This is a genomic window from Pseudogulbenkiania subflava DSM 22618 (genome assembly GCF_900177275.1).
Classification (GTDB): domain Bacteria; phylum Pseudomonadota; class Gammaproteobacteria; order Burkholderiales; family Chromobacteriaceae; genus Pseudogulbenkiania; species Pseudogulbenkiania subflava.
Genome location: NZ_FXAG01000004.1, coordinates 51,548 through 73,010, shown reverse-complemented (window position 1 = coordinate 73,010; position 21,463 = coordinate 51,548). Strand labels below are relative to the sequence as shown.

19 protein-coding genes are annotated in these 21,463 nt (G+C 64.7%); 14 read left to right on the top strand and 5 right to left on the bottom strand.

Going from position 1 to position 21,463, the window contains the following annotated elements; genetic code table 11:
- Positions 1–154 precede the first annotated feature (154 nt).
- A complete protein-coding gene (cysN, locus tag B9N72_RS04990) occupies positions 155–1,591 on the top strand; it encodes a sulfate adenylyltransferase subunit CysN (RefSeq protein ID WP_085275329.1) in 1,437 nt (478 codons plus the stop codon).
- A 390-nt stretch (positions 1,592–1,981) separates the two neighbouring features.
- Complete coding sequence (gene pgaB / locus B9N72_RS04985; protein ID WP_234985882.1) at positions 1,982–3,835, top strand: poly-beta-1,6-N-acetyl-D-glucosamine N-deacetylase PgaB; 1,854 nt, start codon at positions 1,982–1,984, stop codon at positions 3,833–3,835.
- Between the two features lie 215 nt (positions 3,836–4,050).
- On the opposite strand, the gene B9N72_RS04980 is transcribed toward pgaB, so the two are convergent.
- Both B9N72_RS04980 and B9N72_RS04975 read right to left on the bottom strand, forming a co-directional pair.
- Positions 4,051–4,896 carry a 23S rRNA (adenine(2030)-N(6))-methyltransferase RlmJ gene (locus B9N72_RS04980; RefSeq protein WP_085275327.1) on the bottom strand — a complete coding sequence of 282 codons (846 nt, stop codon included), beginning with the start codon at positions 4,894–4,896 and terminating at the stop codon, positions 4,051–4,053.
- Between the two features lie 154 nt (positions 4,897–5,050).
- Positions 5,051–5,845 (bottom strand): tRNA pseudouridine(65) synthase TruC, encoded by a 795-nt coding sequence (locus tag B9N72_RS04975; RefSeq protein WP_085275326.1) that lies wholly within the window; start codon positions 5,843–5,845, stop codon positions 5,051–5,053.
- Positions 5,846–5,983: 138 nt separating this feature from the next.
- Between B9N72_RS04975 and B9N72_RS04970 the strand changes: the two genes are divergently transcribed.
- The 5 genes from B9N72_RS04970 (at position 5,984) to B9N72_RS04950 (ending at position 11,288) form a co-directional block, all read left to right on the top strand.
- Positions 5,984–7,189 carry a cation:proton antiporter gene (locus B9N72_RS04970; protein ID WP_085275325.1) on the top strand — a complete coding sequence of 402 codons (1,206 nt, stop codon included), beginning with the start codon at positions 5,984–5,986 and terminating at the stop codon, positions 7,187–7,189.
- Positions 7,186–8,301 (top strand): YbdK family carboxylate-amine ligase, encoded by a 1,116-nt coding sequence (locus B9N72_RS04965; RefSeq protein WP_085275324.1) that lies wholly within the window; start codon positions 7,186–7,188, stop codon positions 8,299–8,301. Before B9N72_RS04970 ends, B9N72_RS04965 begins: the two co-directional genes overlap by 4 nt.
- An 11-nt stretch (positions 8,302–8,312) precedes the next feature.
- Entirely contained in the window at positions 8,313–9,101 is a 789-nt protein-coding gene (locus tag B9N72_RS04960; protein WP_085275323.1) for a gamma-glutamyl-gamma-aminobutyrate hydrolase family protein, read from the top strand.
- A gap of 406 nt (positions 9,102–9,507) precedes the next feature.
- On the top strand, positions 9,508–10,236 hold the full coding sequence (locus tag B9N72_RS04955) for a pseudouridine synthase (RefSeq protein WP_085275322.1): 729 nt from the start codon (positions 9,508–9,510) through the stop codon (positions 10,234–10,236).
- Positions 10,237–10,277: 41 nt separating this feature from the next.
- Positions 10,278–11,288 carry a hypothetical protein gene (locus B9N72_RS04950; RefSeq protein WP_085275321.1) on the top strand — a complete coding sequence of 337 codons (1,011 nt, stop codon included), beginning with the start codon at positions 10,278–10,280 and terminating at the stop codon, positions 11,286–11,288.
- Positions 11,289–11,299: 11 nt separating this feature from the next.
- Here the strand turns inward: B9N72_RS04950 and B9N72_RS04945 are convergent, their stop codons facing one another.
- Entirely contained in the window at positions 11,300–11,698 is a 399-nt protein-coding gene (locus B9N72_RS04945) for a putative zinc-binding protein (protein ID WP_085275320.1), read from the bottom strand.
- Between the two features lie 76 nt (positions 11,699–11,774).
- Positions 11,775–13,199 carry an aminotransferase-like domain-containing protein gene (locus B9N72_RS04940; protein WP_085275319.1) on the bottom strand — a complete coding sequence of 475 codons (1,425 nt, stop codon included), beginning with the start codon at positions 13,197–13,199 and terminating at the stop codon, positions 11,775–11,777.
- A 295-nt stretch (positions 13,200–13,494) separates the two neighbouring features.
- Here B9N72_RS04940 and B9N72_RS04935 point away from each other — a divergent pair, with 295 nt between their 5' ends.
- The 5 genes from B9N72_RS04935 to B9N72_RS04915 are packed head-to-tail and all read left to right on the top strand — an operon-like array spanning position 13,495 to position 18,277.
- Positions 13,495–15,159 carry a nitrite/sulfite reductase gene (locus B9N72_RS04935; RefSeq protein WP_085275318.1) on the top strand — a complete coding sequence of 555 codons (1,665 nt, stop codon included), beginning with the start codon at positions 13,495–13,497 and terminating at the stop codon, positions 15,157–15,159.
- A 1-nt stretch (position 15,160) separates the two neighbouring features.
- Entirely contained in the window at positions 15,161–15,721 is a 561-nt protein-coding gene (locus B9N72_RS04930) for a DUF934 domain-containing protein (protein WP_085275317.1), read from the top strand.
- Complete coding sequence (locus B9N72_RS04925; protein ID WP_085275316.1) at positions 15,722–17,164, top strand: cytochrome ubiquinol oxidase subunit I; 1,443 nt, start codon at positions 15,722–15,724, stop codon at positions 17,162–17,164.
- Positions 17,157–18,161 (top strand): cytochrome d ubiquinol oxidase subunit II, encoded by a 1,005-nt coding sequence (gene cydB / locus B9N72_RS04920; protein WP_085275315.1) that lies wholly within the window; start codon positions 17,157–17,159, stop codon positions 18,159–18,161. The genes B9N72_RS04925 and cydB overlap by 8 nt, the downstream gene beginning before the upstream one ends.
- The gene (locus B9N72_RS04915) at positions 18,161–18,277 is read left to right on the top strand and encodes a DUF2474 family protein (RefSeq protein ID WP_085275314.1); all 117 of its coding nucleotides are present in this window, start codon (positions 18,161–18,163) and stop codon (positions 18,275–18,277) included. Before cydB ends, B9N72_RS04915 begins: the two co-directional genes overlap by 1 nt.
- A 9-nt stretch (positions 18,278–18,286) precedes the next feature.
- Here B9N72_RS04915 and B9N72_RS04910 read toward each other — a convergent pair whose 3' ends face one another.
- Positions 18,287–19,468 carry an alkaline phosphatase family protein gene (locus B9N72_RS04910; RefSeq protein WP_085275313.1) on the bottom strand — a complete coding sequence of 394 codons (1,182 nt, stop codon included), beginning with the start codon at positions 19,466–19,468 and terminating at the stop codon, positions 18,287–18,289.
- Between the two features lie 360 nt (positions 19,469–19,828).
- Here B9N72_RS04910 and B9N72_RS04905 point away from each other — a divergent pair, with 360 nt between their 5' ends.
- Positions 19,829–20,176, top strand: coding sequence for a YkgJ family cysteine cluster protein (locus B9N72_RS04905; protein WP_085275312.1), 348 nt, complete (start codon positions 19,829–19,831; stop codon positions 20,174–20,176).
- Between the two features lie 79 nt (positions 20,177–20,255).
- Positions 20,256–21,440, top strand: coding sequence for an acetyl-CoA C-acyltransferase (locus tag B9N72_RS04900; protein ID WP_085275311.1), 1,185 nt, complete (start codon positions 20,256–20,258; stop codon positions 21,438–21,440).
- Positions 21,441–21,463 lie beyond the last annotated feature (23 nt).

The following is a 21,463-nucleotide window of genomic DNA, read 5'->3' as shown; positions in this document are numbered from 1 at the left end:
TTGACCTCGACCTGTGGCGATGACCGCAGGGAATCCCTGTGGGACGAATTTTTTCACAAGCTCTGGTCCGGATCTAAACGATCTCGTTGAGAATACCGCGTGCCGACGTGAACGCCCTTGGCCTCACGTTGGCCGAAGATGACGGAATACCACCATGTCTCACCAATCCGAACTGATCGCCAGCGATATCCTGGCCTATCTGAAACAGCACGAAAACAAGGATCTGCTGCGTTTCATCACCTGCGGCAACGTCGACGACGGCAAGTCCACGCTGATCGGCCGGCTGCTGCACGATTCCAAGCTGATCTTCGAAGACCAACTGGCCGCGATCCAGAAGGACAGCAAGAAGTACAACACCACCGACGAGGACATCGATCTGGCCTTGCTGGTGGACGGCCTGCAGGCCGAGCGCGAGCAGGGCATCACCATCGACGTGGCCTACCGCTATTTCTCCACCGAGAAGCGCAAGTTCATCATCGCCGACTGCCCGGGGCACGAGCAGTACACCCGCAACATGGCCACCGGCGCCTCCACCTCGGACCTGGCGGTGATCCTGATCGACGCCCGCCGCGGCGTGCAGACGCAGACCCGCCGTCACAGCTACATCGTGAGCCAGCTCGGCATCCGCCACGTCATCGTGGCGATCAACAAGATGGACCTGGTCGACTTCAGCCAGGAGGTGTTCGACAAGATCCGCGACGAGTACCTCGCCTTCGCCGAACACCTGGCGATTCCGGACATCCGCTTCGTGCCGATCTCGGCGCTGCGCGGCGACAACGTGGTGAAGCCGAGCGAACGCGCACCGTGGTACGACGGCGCCACCTTCATGCAGCTGTTGGAGTCGGTCGAGCTGTCGCACGACGCCGCGCTCGACGCCTTCCGCCTGCCGGTGCAGTACGTCAACCGCCCGCACCTGGACTTCCGCGGCTTCTGCGGCACCGTCGCCTCCGGCCGTGTGCATCCGGGCGACCAGATCGTCGTGTTGCCGTCGGGCAAGACCAGCAAGGTCAAGGCCATCGTCACCGCCGACGGTGATCTGGCCAGTGCCCACGTCGGTCAGGCCATCACCCTGACGCTGGAGGACGAGATCGACTGCTCGCGCGGCGACATGATCGTGCGTAGTGGTGAGGTGGAACCTCCGGTCTCGGCGGCGTTCGACGCCCACATCGTGTGGATGAACGAGGTGCCGTTGCAGGTGGGCAAGGAGTACGCCTTCAAGCTGGCCGGCAAGAACGTGTTCGGCCGTGTCGAGCACATCCTGCACCGCGTCGACGTCAACACCATGGAGCAGTTTGCCGCCGACGAGCTCAAGCTCAACGAGTTCGGCCTGTGCCGCGTCGTCGTCAATGCACCGGTGGTGTTCGACGCCTACCGCCAGTGCCGTGGCAGCGGCAGCCTGATCGTGATCGATCGCCTGTCCAACGCCACTGCCGGCGCCGGCATGATCACCGGCGCAGCGCAGAGCGACAGCAGCGCGCAGGATGCCAACGAACTGGCCCGCCTGCGAGCCTTCGAGCTGGAGTTCAATGCGCTGGTGCGCAAGCACTTCCCGCACTGGGAAGCCAAGGATATCAGCCAGCTGCTAAAGTAAGCTCGGCCAAAGCCCGTTCGTTCAATGCCAGTCAGTCGACCTGACTGGCATTTTGTTTTGCCGGGGCGCCGCAAGGAAATAGGGCGTCGGTTGGGCTTGCGTCTGGCGTGCCCCGGTTTGCCACGGTGGCGGTGCAGCAGTTTGGGTGGGTTGTACGAAATATGCTATTGTGCTGAATTTCGCGGCGATGGCAGCAGGAACGGCGCTGACCGAAGGCCCTGGCGAGGCTTCTTCCTCATCAAATTACAATTAGTAACAAACAGATACCGGTTTCGCTACGAGTTGTGACGTCTTCTTTGTTATGATGTAACAAATCGTAATGTCAGTGGGTCGACTCCACTGGCCAACGTCCAATTCCTGCCTCACCCGCTAGTTGCAACTACCTACCCGATGACAATGAATCGCATCCTGTCCCTTGCCATGGGCTTGCTTATCGCCCTGACATCCACCCTGACCCTGGCGGCGTCCCAGCTGCAGATACTGGGCTATCACGAAATCACCGATAAAGAACAGGCGCTGATTCCCCAGTACGCCATCAGTCCGGCCACCTTTCTGGCCCAGATGCAGTGGTTCAAGAGCAACGGTTATCACTTCGTCAGCGTCGACGACGTGCTGGCGGATCGAGCCGGCAAGAAGCCCTTGCCGCCCAAGGCCGTGTTGCTGTCGTTCGACGATGGCTACGAAGATGTCTACAGCCAGGTCTTCCCGATCTTGAAGCAGTTTAACGCGCCGGCCCAGATCGCCCTGGTCGGCAGCTGGCTGGAGCCACAGGACGGCATGGTGGATTTCGCCGGCCAGGCGGTGCCGCGCAGCCGCTTCCTGTCGCAAAGCCAGATCAGGGAGATGGTGAAAAGCGGGCTGGTGGAAGTCGCCAGTCACACCTACGGTCTGCACGAAGGCGTGGTGGCCAATCCCCAGGGCAACACCCAGCCGGCCGCCACCACGCGCATTTTCCAGGATGGCCGCTATGAAACCGAGAAGGAATACCGCGCCCGGGTGATGGCCGACCTGCGCCACAACAATGCCTTCCTGCGCCGCTACACCGGCCAGTCCCCGCGCATCATGGTGTGGCCGTACGGCAGCTATAACCAGTCGCTGGTCGAGATTGCCGCCAAGCTGGGGCTGGTGGTCGACCTGACGCTGGACGATGGTCCCAATACCGGCCGCACCGCGCTGACCGGGCTGCGCCGCATCCTGCTGGAAAGCGATACCAGTCTTAGCGATCTGGCCACCGATCTGGCCTTGCGTGCCGGGCCTCATGAGATCATCACGCTGCCCGGCAAAATCATGCATGTCGCGATTGACGATATCTACGATCCGGACCCGGATCGCCAGAATCAGAACCTCGGCAATCTGCTCGAGCGCATCGTCGCCAGCGGGGCCAATACCGTTTACCTGAAGGCATTCGCCGATCATGACGGTAACGGCACCGCCGATGCCGTGTACTTCCCCTCGCGTCGCCTGCCGATGCGGGCCGACCTGCTCAACCGCGTGGCCTGGCAGATCAAGACCCGTACCTCGGTGCAGGCGGTGTACGCCTGGGGGCCGCTGTTGGTCAGCGCGGCCGCCTCGGGCTCGGTCGAACGGCCGGCCGCCGTCACGGCGCGTCTGTCGCCGTTCAGCGCGCGTGGGCGCCAACTGCTGCGCCAGCTCTATGAAGAGATGGCGTTGGCCGGGCCGATCGACGGTTTGCTGTTCAGCGAGGAACCGGCGTCTGGCGACACGGCCAGCGGTCGTCAAGAACCGGGCATGACCGGGCAGTGGGACCGCTTTGCCCTGGAACTGGCCGCCATCGTGCGGCGCGAGCACCCCGACCTCAAGACGGCGCGAACCCTTTACCGCGCCCCGGTACTGAGCGTCCAGGGGGCGAACCAGTACGCCCAGTCGTTCAGGCAGATGCTGTCCAATTACGATTTCACCGTCGCCGCCGTGGCGCCCGCCGAGGATGGCTGTGTGCCGGAGCGTGCCCTGCACGAGGTGCTGCGTCTGGCGGCCAACCATCCGGGCGGCCTGACCAAGACCGTGTTCGATCTGGCGGCGCCGGGGTGCGACCGCTTTGCGACGCTGCCGGGCGAACCGATGGCCAAGACCGTGAGCCAGCTCTATAGCCGGGGCGTGCAGCACATCGCCTTCCATCCCGAGCCGCTGGCGGGCGACCAGCAGGCCACGGCGGCGCTGGCGCAGGTGTTCGCCATCAAGGGCAACATGATCGGTGCCAAGCCCCGCGACACCGTGCCGCGCTGAATCGTGCGGTGCTCGTGCACGGCGCCGACAGACAAAAAGCCCACGAAAGTGGGCTTTTTGTCGTGCAGCAGCGGGAAGGTTGGCCGAAGCCCCGGGGTGTGGGGAAAACTCGTCACGAGCTGGCCAGGGTCAGCGCGAGCAGCGCAGTGCTATCCGTGCTGCCGCGAGTGACGCCGCGTTGCGATCGGCGTGCCGGGCTGAATTTCCGCCCGCGCTCAGTTCTCGTGCTGCTCCAGCGTGAAGCCGGCCCCCTTGTCGAGCCCCAGCACCTCGACCAGGTACGGCATCACCTGCTGCAGCGTGGCGTGCAGCGTCCAGGGCGGGTTGAGGATGAACATGCCGCTGCCATGCATGCCGAAGCCATCCTTGGAGGGGCTTTGCACCGACAACGTGACGTTGAGCCAGCTCTTCACCGGCAGCTTCTTCAGCTGTTGCGGCAGCTCCTTCGCTTCCTGGCGTTGCAGGCAGGGATACCACACCGCGTAGGTGCCGGTGGCGAAACGCTTCAGGCCTTCCTTAAGCGCGGTCACCACGTGCTGGTAGTCACGCTTGTCCTCGTACGGCGGATCGATCAGCACCAGGGCGCGGCGTGGCGGCGGCGGCAGGATCGCCTTGATGCCGTCGAAGCCGTTGGCGGCCTGCACCTGCACCCGGCGCCCGGCGTCGGCGAAGTTGTTCTGCAGGATCTGGCTGTCGGTGGGGTGCAGTTCGAACAGCCGCAGCTTGTCGCCGGCCGGCATCACTTCGCTGGCCACCAGGGGCGAGCCGGGGTAGAGCCTCAGGCGGCCGTCCGGATTGAGGCGGCGCACCACGTCGACATAGCCGGCGAGCGGCTCGGGCAGGTCGTCGCGCTGCCACAGCCGCGCGATGCCGCTTTCGAATTCGGCGTTCTTGGTGGCGTAGCCTTCTTCCAGCGAGTAGCAGCCGGCGCCGGCGTGGGTGTCGACGTACCAGTAGGGCTTGTCCTTCTGCCCGAGGTAGCGCAGCAGTTCGACTTCGACAAAGTGCTTGAGCACGTCGGCGTGGTTGCCGGCGTGAAAGGCGTGACGGTAACTCAGCATGAATCGGTCTTTCTTCGGTCAGGCGCAGATTGTAGCCGATGGCCCGGCGAGCCGCCTTGGAACCTGCGCATAACCTGTCACGAGCAGCCGTGGGATGGGGGAAGCGAAGCGGGAACCCGTCCTCAGATGCGTTGCCGCGGCAACGGCGCCCCGCTCAGGGAAGCCCGGCGGTGCCGGGAGCCGGTGCGCAAGGCGTGCACGCGGCGTCGCTGGCCAGCCAGCGTGCCGGTAGCGCCTCGCCCCAGCCCAGGGCACGCACCACGCCGGCAAAATCGTCGGCCAGCGGTGCGGTCAGGATCACGCTTTCGCCGCTGACCGGGTGGGCAAAGCGCATTTCCACGCAGGCCAGCAGCAGGCGCTGGCAGCCGAACAGCTCGCCGAACAGCCGGTTGTGCCGGCCCTTGCCGTAGGTAGCGTCGCCGATGATGGGATGGGCGATGTGCTTGAGGTGACGGCGCAGCTGGTGGCGCCGCCCGGTTTCCGGCGTCAGCTCGACCAGCGCATAGCGGCTGTGCGGGTACTTGTCGACGGCGTAGGGCAGCTCCACCGTGGCCAACCGGCGAAACCGCGTCAGCGCCGCCTGCGGCGCGGTGTCGACCTTCTCGCCCACCCATTCCAGATCGTCCGGGCGGCGCGTCAGCGCGTGCTCGATCTCGCCCTGTTCGTCCGGCCAGCCTCGCACCACCGCCAGGTAGCGCTTGTCGACCTGCTGGCGCTCGAACTGCCAGCTCATCTCGCGCCCCATGTCGCGGTCGAGCGCAAACAGCAGCACGCCCGAGGTGCCCTTGTCGAGACGGTGCACCGGGTAGACGCGCTGACCGATCTGGTCGCGCAACAGCTGGATGGCGAAGCGGGTTTCGTGTTTGTCGAGCACTGTGCGGTGCACCAGCAGGCCGGACGGTTTATGGATGGCGATCAGGCGTTCGTCGCGGTAGAGAATCGGCAGCATGGGGCGGGCCAGAGGCGAAAGAGCCGGCATTATGCGCGCCGACGTCGTGCCGTGGAAGGCCGTTGCCGGCTGCCCCGGCGTTATGCGGCGACAAAGTGTTCTATGGTGGTAATACGTGAAATGACGTTGGAGAACGCCATGGCCCTGGGCGCAGTGCAGAGTTTCCTGCCTTCCTGGCCTCTGCCGGTCGGTGGTGTGTTCTGGATCGCGGTGACGCTGGTGGTGACCGGCCTGGCCGGCGAGTGGTGTTACCGGCACCTCGGTTTTCCGCGCATCGTGGCGTATTCCGCTACCGGCATGGCGATCCGCCTGGCCGGAGTGGAGCCTCTGGTCGGCGTGGCCGACTCCGGCTTGCGCGTGGTGCTGGACCTGGCCTTGGCGCTGCTGCTGTTCGAGCTGGGGGCCCGCGTCGACGTGCGCTGGTTGCGGCGCAATCCCTGGCTCTTGGCCAGCAGCGTGGCCGAGGCGGGCTTGAGCTTCGTCGTGGTGTACTTCCTGCTGGCTCGCTTCGGGGTCTCGCCGCCGGTGGCGCTGAGTGTGGCCGCCATCGCGATGGCCGCGTCGCCGGCCATCGTCAGCCGGGTGGTCAGCGAGTTCCAGTCGGTGGGGCAGGTCACCGAACGCCTGCTGCTCATGACCACGCTCAACAGCATCTACGCCATCCTGCTGGTCAAGCTGCTCACCGGCTGGATGCACAGTGCGGCCGGCAACCCGCTGCTGGCGGTCAGCGTACCGCTGTACGTGCTGACTGGCTCGCTGCTGGTGGCGCTGTTGCTGGCCGGCGGCGTCGAGCAGCTGTCGCGGCGGCTGGACGTGCAGAGCGAGGCGGCCACCGTGCTGCTGTTCGGCCTGATCCTGCTTGCCACCGCCTTGTTGCAGATGCTGAACCTCTCCACCTTGCTGGCACCGCTGCTGGCCGGAGTGGTATTCCGCAGCCGGCGCCTGCGGCCGTGGGTCTGCCCCGATCATTTCAGCGCCGCCGGCAGCCTGCTGGTGGTGGTGCTGTTCGTGGTGAGTGGCATGATGCTATCGCCAGGACAGTTGCTGAGCGGTGCCGTCATGGCGGTGCTCCTGTTGTCGGGTCGCTTCGTGGCCAAGCTGGTCGGGGTGCTGGCGTTTGCCCGGCTGAGCGGGCTCAGCCTGCGCCAGGGCGTAACGCTGTCGCTGGCGCTGACGCCGCTGTCGATCGTCGCCTTCGTGCTGGCGACGGATCTTGGGTTCTCCTTCCCCACACTGCGCCAGGAGCTGAACTCGGTCTTGCTCGGTGCCGTGGTGCTGATGGAGCTGGCCGGGCCGCTGCTGGTGAAGTGGGCGCTGGAGCGCAGTGCGGAGATCAAATCATGAGCCTGGAACGTTTTGCCCCGTCTCGCCCTCTGACCATGGGAGTGGAACTGGAACTTCAGGTGGTCAACCGTCACGACTACGACCTCGCCCCCAGCGTGGAAGACCTGCTGCGCCTGATGAAAGGGATCGATATCCCGGGCGAGGTCAAACCGGAAATCACCGACTGCATGATCGAGCTGTCCACCGGCATCTGCAACAGCTACCAGGAGCTGATCGATCAGCTCGAGCTGATCCGCAGCGAGTTGCTGCGCGCGGCCGACAAGCTCAACCTCGGCCTGTGCGGTGGCGGCACCCATCCGTTCCAGCAGTGGACCCAGCGCCAGATTTTCGAAACGCCGCGGTTTCGGCATTTGAGCGATTTGTACGGCTATTTGTCCAAGCAGTTCACCGTGTTCGGCCAACATGTGCACATCGGCTGCCCCGGCCCCGATGAGGCGCTGTGCATGCTGCACGCCTTGTCGCGCTACATTCCGCATTTCATCGCGCTGTCGGCCTCCTCGCCGTACGTGCAGGGAGTGGATACCGGTTTCGATTCGGCCCGCATCAATTCGGTGACGGCCTTTCCGCTCTCGGGCCGGGCACCGTTCCTGCTCTGCTGGGACGATTTTACGCACTACTTCGAGCACATGACGCGGACCGGTGTGGTCGAAAGCATGAAAGACTTCTATTGGGATATCCGGCCCAAACCGGAATACGGCACCATCGAGGTGCGCGTAATGGATACGCCGTTGAGCCTGGAGAAGGCTGCCCGCATCGCCGCCTACATTCAGGCCATCGTGCGCCGCCAGCTGGTGGAAAAACCCGACCGGCCGCTCGAGGACGATTACCTGGTGTACAGCTTCAACCGTTTCCAGGCCTGCCGTTTCGGCTTAGACGGCGTGTTTGTCGATCCGCGTACGCTGGAGCACCGCACCATCCGCGACGACATCCTGCTGACGCTCGATCTGCTGGAACCGCACGCCATCGAGCTGGGGGGAGACGGTGCCTGCCATGAGTTACGCCTCGATGCCCTGAATCGCGGCAACGATGCCGGCTGGATACGCGCGCTGCAGCGCCAGGAAAACCTGCTGCCTGAGGTGGTGCGACAGCAGTGCCTGCGTTGGAGCCAGTAAAGCAGACACCTATGGAAAAGAGACCCCTCAAGATAGGGTTATCGGCGCGGCTGATGCATACCCCGCCCAAGGAGCTGGGGTTCCGCAACAAAACGCTCCAGTACATCGAGCAGTCCATCGCGCACTGGGTGATGGCACACGGCGCGCTGGCCTTCATGGTGCCGACCCTCGAGACGGGCGGGGAAGTGCAGCGCTCCAGTCTGTCGATCAAGAGCGTGGTGCACGAACTCGACGCCCTGATGCTGCAGGGCGGAGCCGATGTCTGCCCGCTGAGCTACGGTGAGGAGGCCTTGCGGCCGGAGTGGTCGGGTGACCGCATCCGCGACCTCTACGAAATCGAGCTGTTCTGGGAGTTCGTGTTCCAGCGCAAGCCGGTGCTGGGCATCTGTCGCGGAGCCCAGCTGATCAACGTCGCTATGGGCGGGACGCTGTATCAGGACATCCTGACCCAGCGTCCGGACGCCCATCCGCATGTCGATGCCGACCTCTACGACAAGTATTTCCACCGCATCGAAATCCTGCCGGAGTCTCACCTGGCGCAACTGTATCCCGAGTACGCCGCTGCCCATGTCAACAGCATTCACCACCAGGCGGTGAAGGACCTCGGGAACGACCTGGCGATCGAGGCGGTGTCGGCGCAGGACCGCATCGTCGAAGCCATCCGCTGGAAGGGAGAGGGGTTTGTCGCCGGCTTTCAGTGGCACCCCGAGTTTCACGGCAGCAATCGCAATTTGCTCGATAGCGCGCCGGCGTTGCTGGATTTCCTGTTTGCCGCCGAACAGCAGCGGGACAGCCGTTGATGCATTTTGTCTTTTATTTGTTATTTGAGTTTCAATTGGAATGGTAAGAATTTTTACGAATATCGCGATGACGAATCCGCCGCTATAGTGACGACCTATCAAGCACTGAATGTGAACCGGCGCTTCCGCCCCTCCGCGGATCCGGTTCGGGCGCTGGACGCTTTTTGGGGAGTTTCGGCTGTCTTGACGTCGCGCCTTCTCCGATTTCAGGTTTGCTTCGATATTGGTAATTGGTCCCTTGTCCGGGTCCGCCAGCGGCGGGCCCGGTTTTTTTTTGCCACCCTGAGCGGACCGACGACGCCCTGCCGCGCGCATGCCGTCATGGCCTCCGCCCGCCTTATCTCCTACAATACGGGCCAGATCAACCGGGCGGCCATGCAGCCGCTTTTTTCTTTCAGGATGTGCCATGGAACCCGTACGCCTTTCTAAACGTCTCGCCGAGCTTGGTATCTGTTCGCGCCGCGAAGCCGACAGCTACATCGAGCAGGGCTGGGTGAAAGTGGACGGCCAGGTGGCGGTGCTCGGCTTCAAGGTGCTGCCGCATCAACACATCGAACTCGACCCGCGCGCGAAGAAGGCGCAGTCGGAGCGCGTCACCATCCTGCTCAACAAACCGGTGGGTTATGTTTCAGGCCAGGCGGAAAAGGGCTACAAGCCCGCCGCCATGCTGGCGGTGCCGGCCAATCACTGGGAGGGCGACAAGAGTGGCATCCGCTTCAGCCCCAATCACCTCAAGGGGTTGGCGCCCGCCGGCCGGCTCGATATCGATTCGGTCGGCCTCCTGGTGCTGACCCAGGACGGCGTGGTGGCCAAACGGCTGATCGGCGAGAATTCCACCGTGGAAAAGGAGTACCTGGTACGCGTCACCGGCGAGCTGAGTCCCGAAGGCCTGAAACTGCTCAACCATGGCCTGTCGCTCGACGGCCAGCCGCTGCGCCCGGCCAAGGTCAGCTGGCAGAACGAAGACCAGCTGCGTTTCATCCTGCGCGAAGGCAAGAAGCGCCAGATCCGTCGCATGTGCGAGCTCGTCGGCCTGTACGTGGTGGGGCTGAAGCGGGTGCGTATCGGCAACGTCATGCTGGGTGATCTGCCGACCGGACAATGGCGTTACCTGCGTGAAGACGAGCGGTTCTGATGCGCCATCCAAACCCGCCCACTTTTACTTGGTAATTCCGCATGCTGAAGCGACTGCTCGACCTGTTATTGAGCCCCCGTCACGGTTCAGCCAAGCCGCGGCGGCAGCTGCAGGCCGAGCTGGAGCGGGTGGTCGAGATGGTCGAGCCGCGCCTGCGCCTGGTCACCGGCTATCCGCGCGTGTTGCTGCGGGGCATGGCACGCACGCTGGATTTTGCCGAGCAGCTGACGCAGGACCTGCCGGAGGTGCTGGAACTGTCCTGGCGCGGCTTCACCAGCGACCGCCGCCTGGGGATGTTCTTTTCCTCGCCCGCCAGTCTGCTCGATCTGCTGCATACCAGTTCCGAACTGGACGCCTTCTTCGCCCGGCCCGGCAACGGCGATGTGGCTTTCTGCCTGCTCATCATGCAGCGCAGCGACAACCAGCGCTTGGGCATGGTCAGCCAGAACGGTGAAGTGGTCGCCGAGGTGCCGCAACTGGTGGTCAGCTTCGACAACCACCGCCTGACCCTGCCCAGCGCCACGCTCGACGAATTTGTCCCGCGCTTGGCCGAACGGGGGGTAGAGCGCCTCACCGGGGTGATCGCCCGTCGCTTGCGCGACAAGGAGGCACAGCGGGTCGAGCTGGAAAGCGAGCTGTTGCGCGTCGAGCTGAAGCTGAAGACCCTGCGCGCTCCCGGCCAGCTCGTGGTGGATGCCATGGCGGACCAGGGGCCGGCCTTGCCCGATTCGCCGCTGGCGCTGCAAAGCCGTTTCGAGGCGGCGCGTACCGACTTGGCGGCACGCAAGGCCGAGCTTACCCTGGACGGCAAGCTGCGCGAAGTGCGGCAGATACTGGAGCATCCGTCCGATTATTTCAGCAGCCGCAGCGTCACGCTCAACCTCGACCGCATGGGAGTGTTGCAGCCGGATGACGAGTCGGGCAATGGCCACCCGATCTGCTTCGAAGAGGTGCTCCTGGGAGAGACGCCACCGGTGCGCCGTGTAGTGGTGCCCGCCAGGGTCACCCGGCAAGCGATCCGCGAGCTGGAAGAAAATTTCGGCACAGGCTGAACCCGGGCGGTTCAGCCTTTGTTTTCGTCGCCCCGGGGCTGGTCGGCAAGGGCTTCCGACTCGGTCTGTATCCGCGGCCACAGTCGTTCGGCCTCGGCAGCGTCGTAATCGTGATGCTTGCGCTTGACCACGCCGAATTCCGATAGCACCACGTGCCGGTCGGCACTGACCCCGGCGTTGGCGAGACAGGCCTTGACGCAGGCTAGCGGACAGCCGTCCAGTGCCAGCACCGGCCGGCCGGAGCGGGCCAGCCGTACCAGCGCCGGCACGCCGCCTCCGACTCCCGAGATGCAGGACATCTCGGCCAAGCCTTCGCGGGTCAGCTTCAGGGCAAAATCGTTGGCCATCTGGGCGGCGCTGGAACAGCCGGAGCAGGCGTAGACCAAGGGCAGGGGAGTCTTCGCTTTCATTGGTCCACCATACTCCCGCTCTTTGTAAGCCACCATCCTCCGGTGGTTTTAGCCGTGCTAGTCCATCTTGCCTACTTCATGCCTTGGACTGCATCAACGTGCGTACCAGCCTTCCCAGCATCGCCATGCCGTGCTCATATGCCTCACCCCACGGCGCGCCGTAGTTGAGGCGGATGCAGTGCCGGTATTGCCGGCTTGGCGAGAAGATCGGCCCCGGCGCGATGCTGATGCCGAGTTCGGCCGCCTGTCGGTGCAGCGCCAGAGTATCGAAGCCTTCGGGAAACTCCACCCACAGGAAATAGCCGCCACTGGGGCGGGAGACGCGTACCTCGGCTGGAAAGTGGCGTGCCAGCGCGTCGTTCAGACTCAGCAGTTGCCCCTCCAGGGCATGGCGCAGCTTGCGCAGATGCTTGTCGTAGCCACCGCCGTGCAGGTAATCGGCGATGGCTACCTGGGCCGGCACGCTGGCCGACAGCGTAGTCATCAGCTTCAGCCGCTCAATCTCCTTGCCGAAGCGCCCCGGCGCAACCCAGCCGATGCGGTAGCCCGGTGCCAGCGTCTTGGAAAACGAGCTACAGTGCATCACCAGCCCCTTGCGGTCGAAGGCCTTGGCGGGCAGCGGGTGGCGTTGGCCGAAGTAGAGCTCGCCGTAGACATCGTCCTCGATCAGTGGGATGTCGTGTTTCTCCAGCAGTTCGACCAGTTCTTTCTTCTTCCCCTCGTCCATGGTGGCGCCCATCGGGTTCTGGAACGTGGTCATGAACCAGCAGGCCTTGACCGGGTGGCGTTGGAGTGCGGTGGCCAGCGCTGCCAAGTCGACGCCCTCCTTGGGATGTACCGGGATCTCGATCGCCTTCATGTTCAGTCGCTCTAGCGCCTGCGAGGCAGCGTAGAAGCCCGGCGATTCGATGGCGATCAGGTCCCCCGGCCGCGCGACGGCAGCAAGGCACAGGTTGAGCGCCTCCAGCGCGCCATTGGTGACGATGATGTGCTCGGGCGGCTGCGGCATGCCCATACCGAGATAGCGCAGGGCGATCTGTTGGCGCAGGGCGGTGTTGCCGGGCGGCAGGCTGGCCACGGTGTCCCACGGGTCGATGAAGCGGGCGGTCGAGGCCAGCGATTTGGCCAGCCGCGGTAGCGGGAACAGCAGCGGCGAGGGAAAGGCCGAGCCCAGCGGCAGCATGTCGCGGTCTTGCACCGCACCCAGCACGGAGAACACCAGTTCGCTGATGTCGACCGCCGCCGAGATGCGCGGTGCCGGAGCGCTCGCCGGTTCGGCCGGGTGGGCGAGGCCGCTGCCGGCGACGTAATAGCCGGAGCGCTCGCGTGCCCGCACCAGTCCGCGCTCCTCCAGCCGGTAGTAAGCCTGGAAGGCGGTGGCCGGGCTGACGCCGTATTGGGCGATCACCTTGCGGATCGACGGCAGGCGGGTGCCGGGCGCGAGCCGGCCGCTGCGAATGTCCGCCGCCAGCAGTTCGGCCACTTCCTCATAGCGTTTCATGCTTGCACCTCTGCGGTCGTGTGAGCCTGTTTCAGTAGGCGAGCGAGCCAAGGCAGGTTGAGTGCCGCCAGCGCACAGGAACCGGAATGGACACGGAGTACATGAGGACTCCGTATCGCTGAGAGAATTGAAAATTCGCATGCCGTACTGCTAGCGCTCAAGATGCAAAAGCGTAGCCGACTAATGGAATAGGCGCTTCATCTGATACGCAAAAATATCATTTTTCTGATTCTGTTACCGCTTTGTCTGTCGGCGCAGACTGTAAGGCATCCACTGTCTTGCCATGGGAAACCCTATGTACCGATACGACCAATATGATCTGGAACTGCTGGAGCAGCGCACCGCGCAGTTCCGCGACCAGGTGGCGCGGCGTCTGTCCGGCGCCTTGTCGGAGGAGGAGTTCCTGCCTTTGCGGCTGCAGAACGGGCTCTATCTCCAGCGCCACGCCTACATGCTGCGCGTCGCCATCCCCTACGGCACGCTGTCCGCCAACCAGTTGCGGGTGCTGGCGGAGATCGCCGAGCGCTGGGACCGGGGCTACGGCCATTTCACCACGCGCCAGAACGTCCAGTTCAACTGGATCCATCTGGAAGACGCGCCGGACATCATGGACCGGCTGGCCGAAGCGGAAATGCACGCCATCCAGACCTCGGGCAACGTGGTGCGCAACATCACCACCGAGCAGTTCGCCGGCGTCGCTGCCGACGAGGTGATGGACCCGCGCCCGCTAGCGGAAATCCTGCGGCAGTGGTCGACGATGAACCCCGAGTTCGCCTTCCTGCCGCGCAAGTTCAAGATCGCGATTTCCTCGTCGGCCACCGACCGTGCCGCGGTCAAGGCGCACGACGTAGGGCTTTATCTGTACCGAGGAGAGCAGGGTGAGGCTTTGCTGAAAGTGCTGGTCGGCGGTGGCCTGGGGCGTACGCCGATGCTGGGCACGGTGATTCGCGAGGCACTACCGTGGCGCCATCTGACGACCTACGTCGAGGCGGTGCTGCGTGTCTACAACCGCCATGGCCGGCGCGACAACAAGTACAAGGCGCGCATCAAGATACTGGTGCAGGCCTTGGGTGCCGACGCCTTCTCCACCGAAGTCGAGCGTGAATGGGAGCAGATCAAGGACAGCCCGGCGACGATTACCAAGGCCGAGTACCTGCGAGTCGCTGCGCATTTTGCCCAGCCGCCGTACGCCGATGCCGAGGGCGACGCCGCCATCGTCGCGGCGCAGCGCCAAGCGAGCCCGGCCTTCGCGCGCTGGTGCCGCCGCAACGTGCACGCTCACCAGGTGGCGGGTTATGCCTGCGTGACGCTGTCGACCAAGCCGGGCATGGCAGCGCCGCCGGGCGACGTCACCAGCGCCCAGATGCGCGCCGTGGCCGATTGGGCGGAGCAGTACGGTTTCGGCGAGATCCGGGTCAGCCACGAGCAGAACCTGATCCTGCCGGACGTGCGTCAGCGCGATCTCTACGCTCTGTGGCAGGAGGCCGAGGCCGCCGGGCTCGCCACCGCCAATATCGGCCTCTTGACCGACGTCATCGCCTGTCCCGGCGGCGATTACTGCTCGCTCGCCAACGCCCGTTCCATCCCGGTGGCGCAGGCGATCCAGGCGCGCTTTCAGAATCTGGACTTTCTGCATGATCTGGGCGAGCTGTCGCTCAACATCTCCGGCTGCGTCAATGCCTGCGGGCACCACCATCTCGGCAATATTGGTGTGCTCGGTGTCGATAAGAATGGGGAGGAGTGGTACCAGGTCACGCTCGGCGGCAACCAGGGGCTGGAGGCGGCCATCGGCAAGGTGATCGGCCGTGCCTTCCGCGCCGAGGAGATGCCCGACGTGATCGACAAGATCGTCGCCACCTTCTGCACGCACCGTGCCGGCGACGAATCGTTCAGCGAAACCTACACCCGCATCGGGCTCGCGCCGTTCAAGGAACGGGTCTACGCGCAGGAAGGAGTGTGAGATGAAACACATTATTCGTGTCCTGCCCGCCGGCGCCGATATCGTCGTGGACGAGTGGCTGCTGCTGCACGATAGCGAGACGGCACTGTCGCGACTCGCCGAGCACGCCATGCAACGAGTCATTCTGCCGCTGCCGCTCTGGCGCACGCTACGTGATGGCACCGAGTCGTTCGACCCATCGTCCACTGGCGTCTGGATCGCCAGCGATGACGAGTACGAGGACGTGGCCTGCGAACTGCTAGACCTGCCGCTGATCGCGGTCGATTTCCCGTCGTTCCGCGACGGCCGTGGCTACAGCGTGGCCTATTTGCTGCGCACCCGCTACGGCTTTCGCGGCGAGCTGCGGGCGATCGGCGACGTGCTGCGCGACCAGCTGTTCTACATGCGCCGCTGCGGCTTCGACAGCTTCGAAGTGCGTGCCGACAAGGATATCCGGGATGCGCTCAAGGGGCTGGCTGCCTACACTATTCGTTATCAAGGCTCTGTCGACGATCCGGTGCCGCTGTTCCGCAAACGTGCCGAGGCCGCACCGTCCCTGCCAGACGAGCACTGGGAGCCCTAAATGCCTGTGTTATCTGCACTCGAGCTGGCTCGCATCCAGTTTGCCTTTACCGTCTCGTTCCATATCGTATTCCCGGCCCTGAGCATCGGGCTCGCCAGCTTCATCGCGGTGCTGGAGGGGCTGTGGCTGAAGACCGGCCGGCAGGTCTACCTCGACCTGTGCCGCTTCTGGTCACGCGTGTTCGCTGTCGGCTTCGGCATGGGGGTGGTGTCGGGCGTGGTGATGAGCTACCAGTTCGGAACCAACTGGAGCGCCTTCTCCAACTTCGCCGGCAGCGTGACCGGGCCGCTGCTGACCTACGAGGTGCTGACCGCGTTTTTCCTGGAAGCAGGCTTTCTCGGCATCATGCTGTTCGGCTGGGACAAGGTAGGGCGCCGCGGGCACTTTGCCGCCACGGTGATGGTGGCGGTGGGCACGCTGATCTCCACGTTCTGGATTCTGGCTTCCAACAGCTGGATGCAGACCCCGGCCGGCTATGCCATCGTCGACAACCGCATAGTGCCGACCGACTGGTTCGCGGTGATCTTCAATCCCTCGTTCCCGTACCGGCTGCTGCATATGTCGCTGTCGGCCTTCATCGCCACCTCGCTGCTGGTGGCTGGCACGGCGGGCTGGCATTTGCTGAAGGGGCGGCGCGACCAGGCGATCAAGACCTCGTTCTCGATGGCGCTCGGCATGCTGCTGGTGTTGGCACCGCTACAGGCCGTGATCGGCGACGCGCACGGATTGAACACGCTGAAGCACCAACCGGCCAAGATCGCCGCGATGGAAGGCCTGTGGGAGACGGAGAAGGGCGGCACCTCGCTCAACCTGTTCGGCATTCCCGACATGGAGGCCGAACAGACACGCTACGCCGTGTCGATTCCTCACCTGGGCAGCCTGATCCTGACCCACAGCTGGGACGGTGAGATCCAGGGGCTCAAGAGCTTCGCGCCGGAGGACCGGCCCAACTCGCTGGTGGTGTTCTGGAGCTTCCGCGTCATGGTGGGGCTCGGGGTGTTGATGATCCTGCTGGCGGCTGTCTCGCTGGCTCTGAGAAAGGGCGGGCGGCTGTATGAGACGAGCTGGTTCCAGCGCTGTACTGTGCTGATGAGCCCGACCGGCTTCATCGCTCTCCTGGCCGGCTGGGTGACCACCGAGGCCGGGCGCCAGCCGTGGGTGGTGTACGGCCTGTTGCGTACGGCTGACGCGGCGTCTCCGGTCAGCCGGCAGCAGGTCGGCGTCTCGTTGATGATCTTCGTGGTGGTGTATTTCCTGGTGTTCGGCACCGGCATCTACTACTTGCTCAAGCTGCTGCACAAAGGCCCGGGGGCCGACGAGCATACCCCGGCGGGCGAGCGCGAGCCGATCGGCGCCACCGTCACCTATTCCGGGCGGCGTCCGCTATCCGGCGCCGACGACCGCATCGAATCCGAGCAACAAGGAGGGGCCGATCATGCTTGATCTGTCGTTGATCTGGGCGGGCATCATCGCTCTGGGGGTGTTCATCTACGTGATGCTGGACGGCTTCGATCTGGGCATCGGCATCCTGTTTCCGTTCTTCCCGGACGAAGCCGAGCGGGACGTGATGATGAACACCGTGGCGCCGGTCTGGGACGGCAACGAAACCTGGCTGGTGTTGGGTGGGGCGGGGCTGTTCGCCGCCTTTCCTGTCGTCTATTCGGCAGTGCTGTCGGCCTTGTACCTGCCGCTGATCCTGATGCTGGTTGGCTTGATCTTTCGCGGTGTGGCCTTCGAGATTCGTGCCAAGGCCACACGCACGCGCCATTGGTGGGATCTGGCCTTCATCGCCGGCTCGGGTAGCGCCACCTTCTTCCAGGGCGTGGCGCTGGGTGCCTACATCCAGGGCATCCCGGTGCTGAACCGCGAGTTCGCCGGCGGCGGCTTCGACTGGCTCTCCCCGTTCAGCCTGTTCACCGGCCTCGGGCTCTTGGTGACCTACGCCGTGCTGGGTTGCGGCTGGCTGATCATCAAGACCGAGGGCGAGCTGCAGCGCAAGATGTTCGCGCTGATGCGCCCGCTCACCGCCTTGCTGCTGTTGATGATCGCGCTCGTCAGCTTGTGGACGCCGCTGGTCGACCCGGCCATCGCGCGGCGCTGGTTCAGCCTGCCCAACCTGTTCTACCTGCTGCCGGTGCCCGTGGCGGTGGCGCTGTGCGTGCGGGGGATCTTCCGAGCCGTTAGCCGGCGTCAGGAGAAGGCGCCGTATTTCCTGGCGCTGGCCATCGCCGCGCTGGGCTATGTGGGTTTTCTGATCAGTATCTGGCCGCATCTGGTACCGCCCTCGGTCACGATCTGGCAGGCCGCCGCGCCGCGTAGCAGTCAAGCCTTCGCGCTGGTCGGTGCGCTCATCATCATCCCGATCATTTTGGTATACACGGCGCTGGGTTACTGGGTGTTCCGCGGCAAGGTGCGGGCGGGTGACGGGGGCTATCACTGATGAGCGCCCCGGCCATGAAGCGGCTGCTGTGGTTCGTCGGTCTGTGGCTGGCCGGCGTCGCTGCCCTGGCGGTGGTGGCGCTGGTGTTGCGGGGCATCATGTGTTGGGTGGCCTAACAGGCTGGCTCAGCGCCCGTCGAACACGATCAGCGGCACCGTCATTTCCGCCGCGCTGACGCCGGCATGCACGCCGGGCAGGTAGTAGGGCTTTTCGCCGGGGGCGAGGTCGCGCAGGGTCCAGTCGTCCTTCATGATAAGCACCGCTTCGCCGATGCGTTGCGCCAGTTCCGCATGCTGCGGGCCGGGGCCGAAGACGCCTTGCTCCAGCAGCACCCCGCTTTCCAGGCACCAGGCGGCGTGGCCGAGCAGGCGCCGGGCGTTGGCGAGAAAGGCCTCGCAGCGGCCGGGCCGCACGTGGCAGAACGTCACGCGCCGCTCGCCGGACAAGGGGGCGCGCAGGTCTTCCAGCAGTTCGGGATAGTCTTCCAGATCGATCTGCCGCTCCAGCGGCGCATCGATGAAGCCGTGATCGGCAGTGACTAGCACGGTGACATCCTGGCCGCGCAGTGATTCGGTGAATTGCCGGAATGCCTGATCGATTTGGGCGAACAGCTGCCGCACCGGCTCGGCTCGCGTGCCGTGGGCGTGCATCGCGCTGTCGAGCTGCGGCAGGTAGCCGTAGACAAAGCTCGGGCCGTTGTCGGCCTGCATGATCTGTTGCAACTGGCCAAACAAGTCCTCGATGCCACGATAGGCTAGGCGCCGGGCCTGCCCCGAGTGCTGGCGGCTGTAGGGCGAGTCGCTGATGTAGGCCGGGTGCAGCACCGTGGCCGGGCGGTCGAAGCGGTCGAACAGAGCGGGTGTTTCGAACAGGGTCTCGGCTACGGTGGCGGCATCGCTGGTGTCGTCTTCCGGCCAGCGCACCGTCAGCGGCAGGGCTGCAACAATGCGCTCCGGGTTTTTCTGGTAAACGTGCCAGCCCGTCAGCCCATGCCGTACCGGTGGTTCGCCGGTCATCAGCGTGGTGATGGCGGCGGCCGTGGTGGATGGGAAGACCGAGGTCAGCGTGCCGTGCTGGTACCGGCGCAGGGTGCTCTCCGGCCCGAGTGCCTGCAGCTGCTGTTCTCCCAGCCCGTCGATCACCAGCAGCACCACGTGGCGGCGTGCCGCCAGCCCGGTCAGCGCCGGGTGTCGCAGCGGAAGGTGGCCGGTGGGGCCGCCGAGGGCTTCGGCCAACGTGGCGGTGAGATTGAGCAGGCTGCGGCCGTGGTAGTCGGGCCAGCTGGCGCCAAGGCAATGCTGTTGCATGGTGTAGTCTCGCCGTGAGTGCGGGTGGATAAGCCTGTTGCGCGTTCCCATACTGGTCTCGCGCCGTTGTCGGTGCGTCGCCATGCTTCTACCGCCGGCCTGGATTCACCGCAGGAACGCCATTCGCCCATGCCGAGAGTTGCCGCGGGAAGGGCATGAAGGCATTATCCGCCAGAAAACCGAACCATATTCCACTTTGCCTTGGAAGCGATAACGTTGCCGGCTGCGTTACATGGACTGCGTGCGAATCGTTGGTTCGCTCGGCGGGCCATTGCCGTGCTGTCTGCGGCCCAGCGTACTGGCCTTCGCGTTCTCATTGCCACTGCTTTTTGGAACTAGCCTGCATCTGGAGTTTCTCTCGTGACGGACCGTCTACACAATGCCTGTCTTTCCTGTGGCGCCTGCTGCGCTGCCTTCCGCGTCACTTTCCACCGTTCCGAGCTCGACTGCGAGCCGGGCGGGCGCGTGCCGGAGCGGTTGGCCGACGAGGAAACCGCCTCCCTGGTGCGGTTGCGCGGCACCGATTACGCCCGGCCGCGCTGCATCGCGCTGGTCGGCAAGATCGGCGAGGAAGTGCGCTGCGGTATCTACGAACACCGGCCGTCACCCTGTCGCGAATTCGCCATGCGTGCCGGTATTGGCGTGTTCGAAGAGGCCTGCAACCGGGCGCGCGCCCAGCATGGCCTGCCGCCGCTGCCTTTGGGGTGAGGCCGGTGCAGGGTGATTGATTTTACGTTGACGTTAACGTAATGTAATCGAATCAACGTTCCCTTTATCGAGGTGCAGCATGCAAAACCAGTCTATCGTGATCGTCGGAATGGCCAGGACCCCGATGGGAGGGCTGCAGGGCAGCCTGTCGCCGCTGACGGCGAGCGAACTCGGTGCGGTGGCGATGGCGGCGGCGGTCGAGCGCGCCGGCATCGATGCGGCCAGCGTCGACGAAGTGATCATGGGCTGCGTGCTGCCCGCCGGACAGGGCCAGGCGCCGGCCAGACAGGCCAGTCTCAAGGCCGGGCTGCCGCTGGCGACCGGCTGCACCACCCTCAACAAGATGTGCGGTTCGGGCATGAAGGCGGTGATGCTGGCACACGACCTGTTGCTGGCCGGCTCGGCCAAGGTGATGGTGGCCGGTGGCATGGAAAGCATGTCCAACGCGCCTTACCTGATCCCGAAGGCGCGTGGCGGTCTGCGTCTCGGGCATGGCGAACTCAAGGATCACATGTTCCTCGACGGCCTGGAAGACGCCTACGACAAGGGCAAGCTGATGGGGGTATTCGCCGAGCTTTGTGCCGAGCGCTTCGGTTTCAGCCGGGCAGCCCAAGACGAGTTTGCGCTGAGCTCGCTGGCGCGCGCGGTGGCGGCGATCGAAAGCGGGGCCTTCGCCGGCGAGATCGCCGCCGTCAAGTTGCCTGGCAGGTCGGGTGAGACGGTGGTCGATACCGATGAGCAGCCGCTCAAGGCGCGCCCGGACAAGATTCCTTCCCTGAAACCCGCCTTCAAGCCGGATGGCACCGTTACGGCAGCCAACGCCAGTTCGATTTCCGATGGCGCCGCGGCACTGGTGCTGATGAGTGAGGACGAGGCCCGGGCGCGCGGGCTCACGCCGCTCGCCCGCATCGTCGGCCACAGCACCTTTGCCCAGGAGCCGTCCTGGTTCACCACGGCACCGGTCGGTGCCATGCGCCAGCTGTTTGCCAAGATCGGTTGGCAGCCTGGTGACGTTGACCTGTTTGAAATCAACGAAGCCTTCGCCGTGGTCACCATGGCCGCGATGCAGGAACTGGGCTTGCCGCACGACAAGGTCAACGTCAACGGCGGCGCCTGCGCGCTGGGACACCCGATCGGCGCTTCCGGAGCGCGCATCCTGGTTACGCTGATCGCTGCGTTGCAGCGGCGCGGCGGCAAGAAGGGTGTGGCCAGCCTGTGTATCGGCGGCGGCGAGGCTACCGCGCTGGCGCTTGAGCTGGTATGAGGTGAGCGATGGCAGGCCGGACA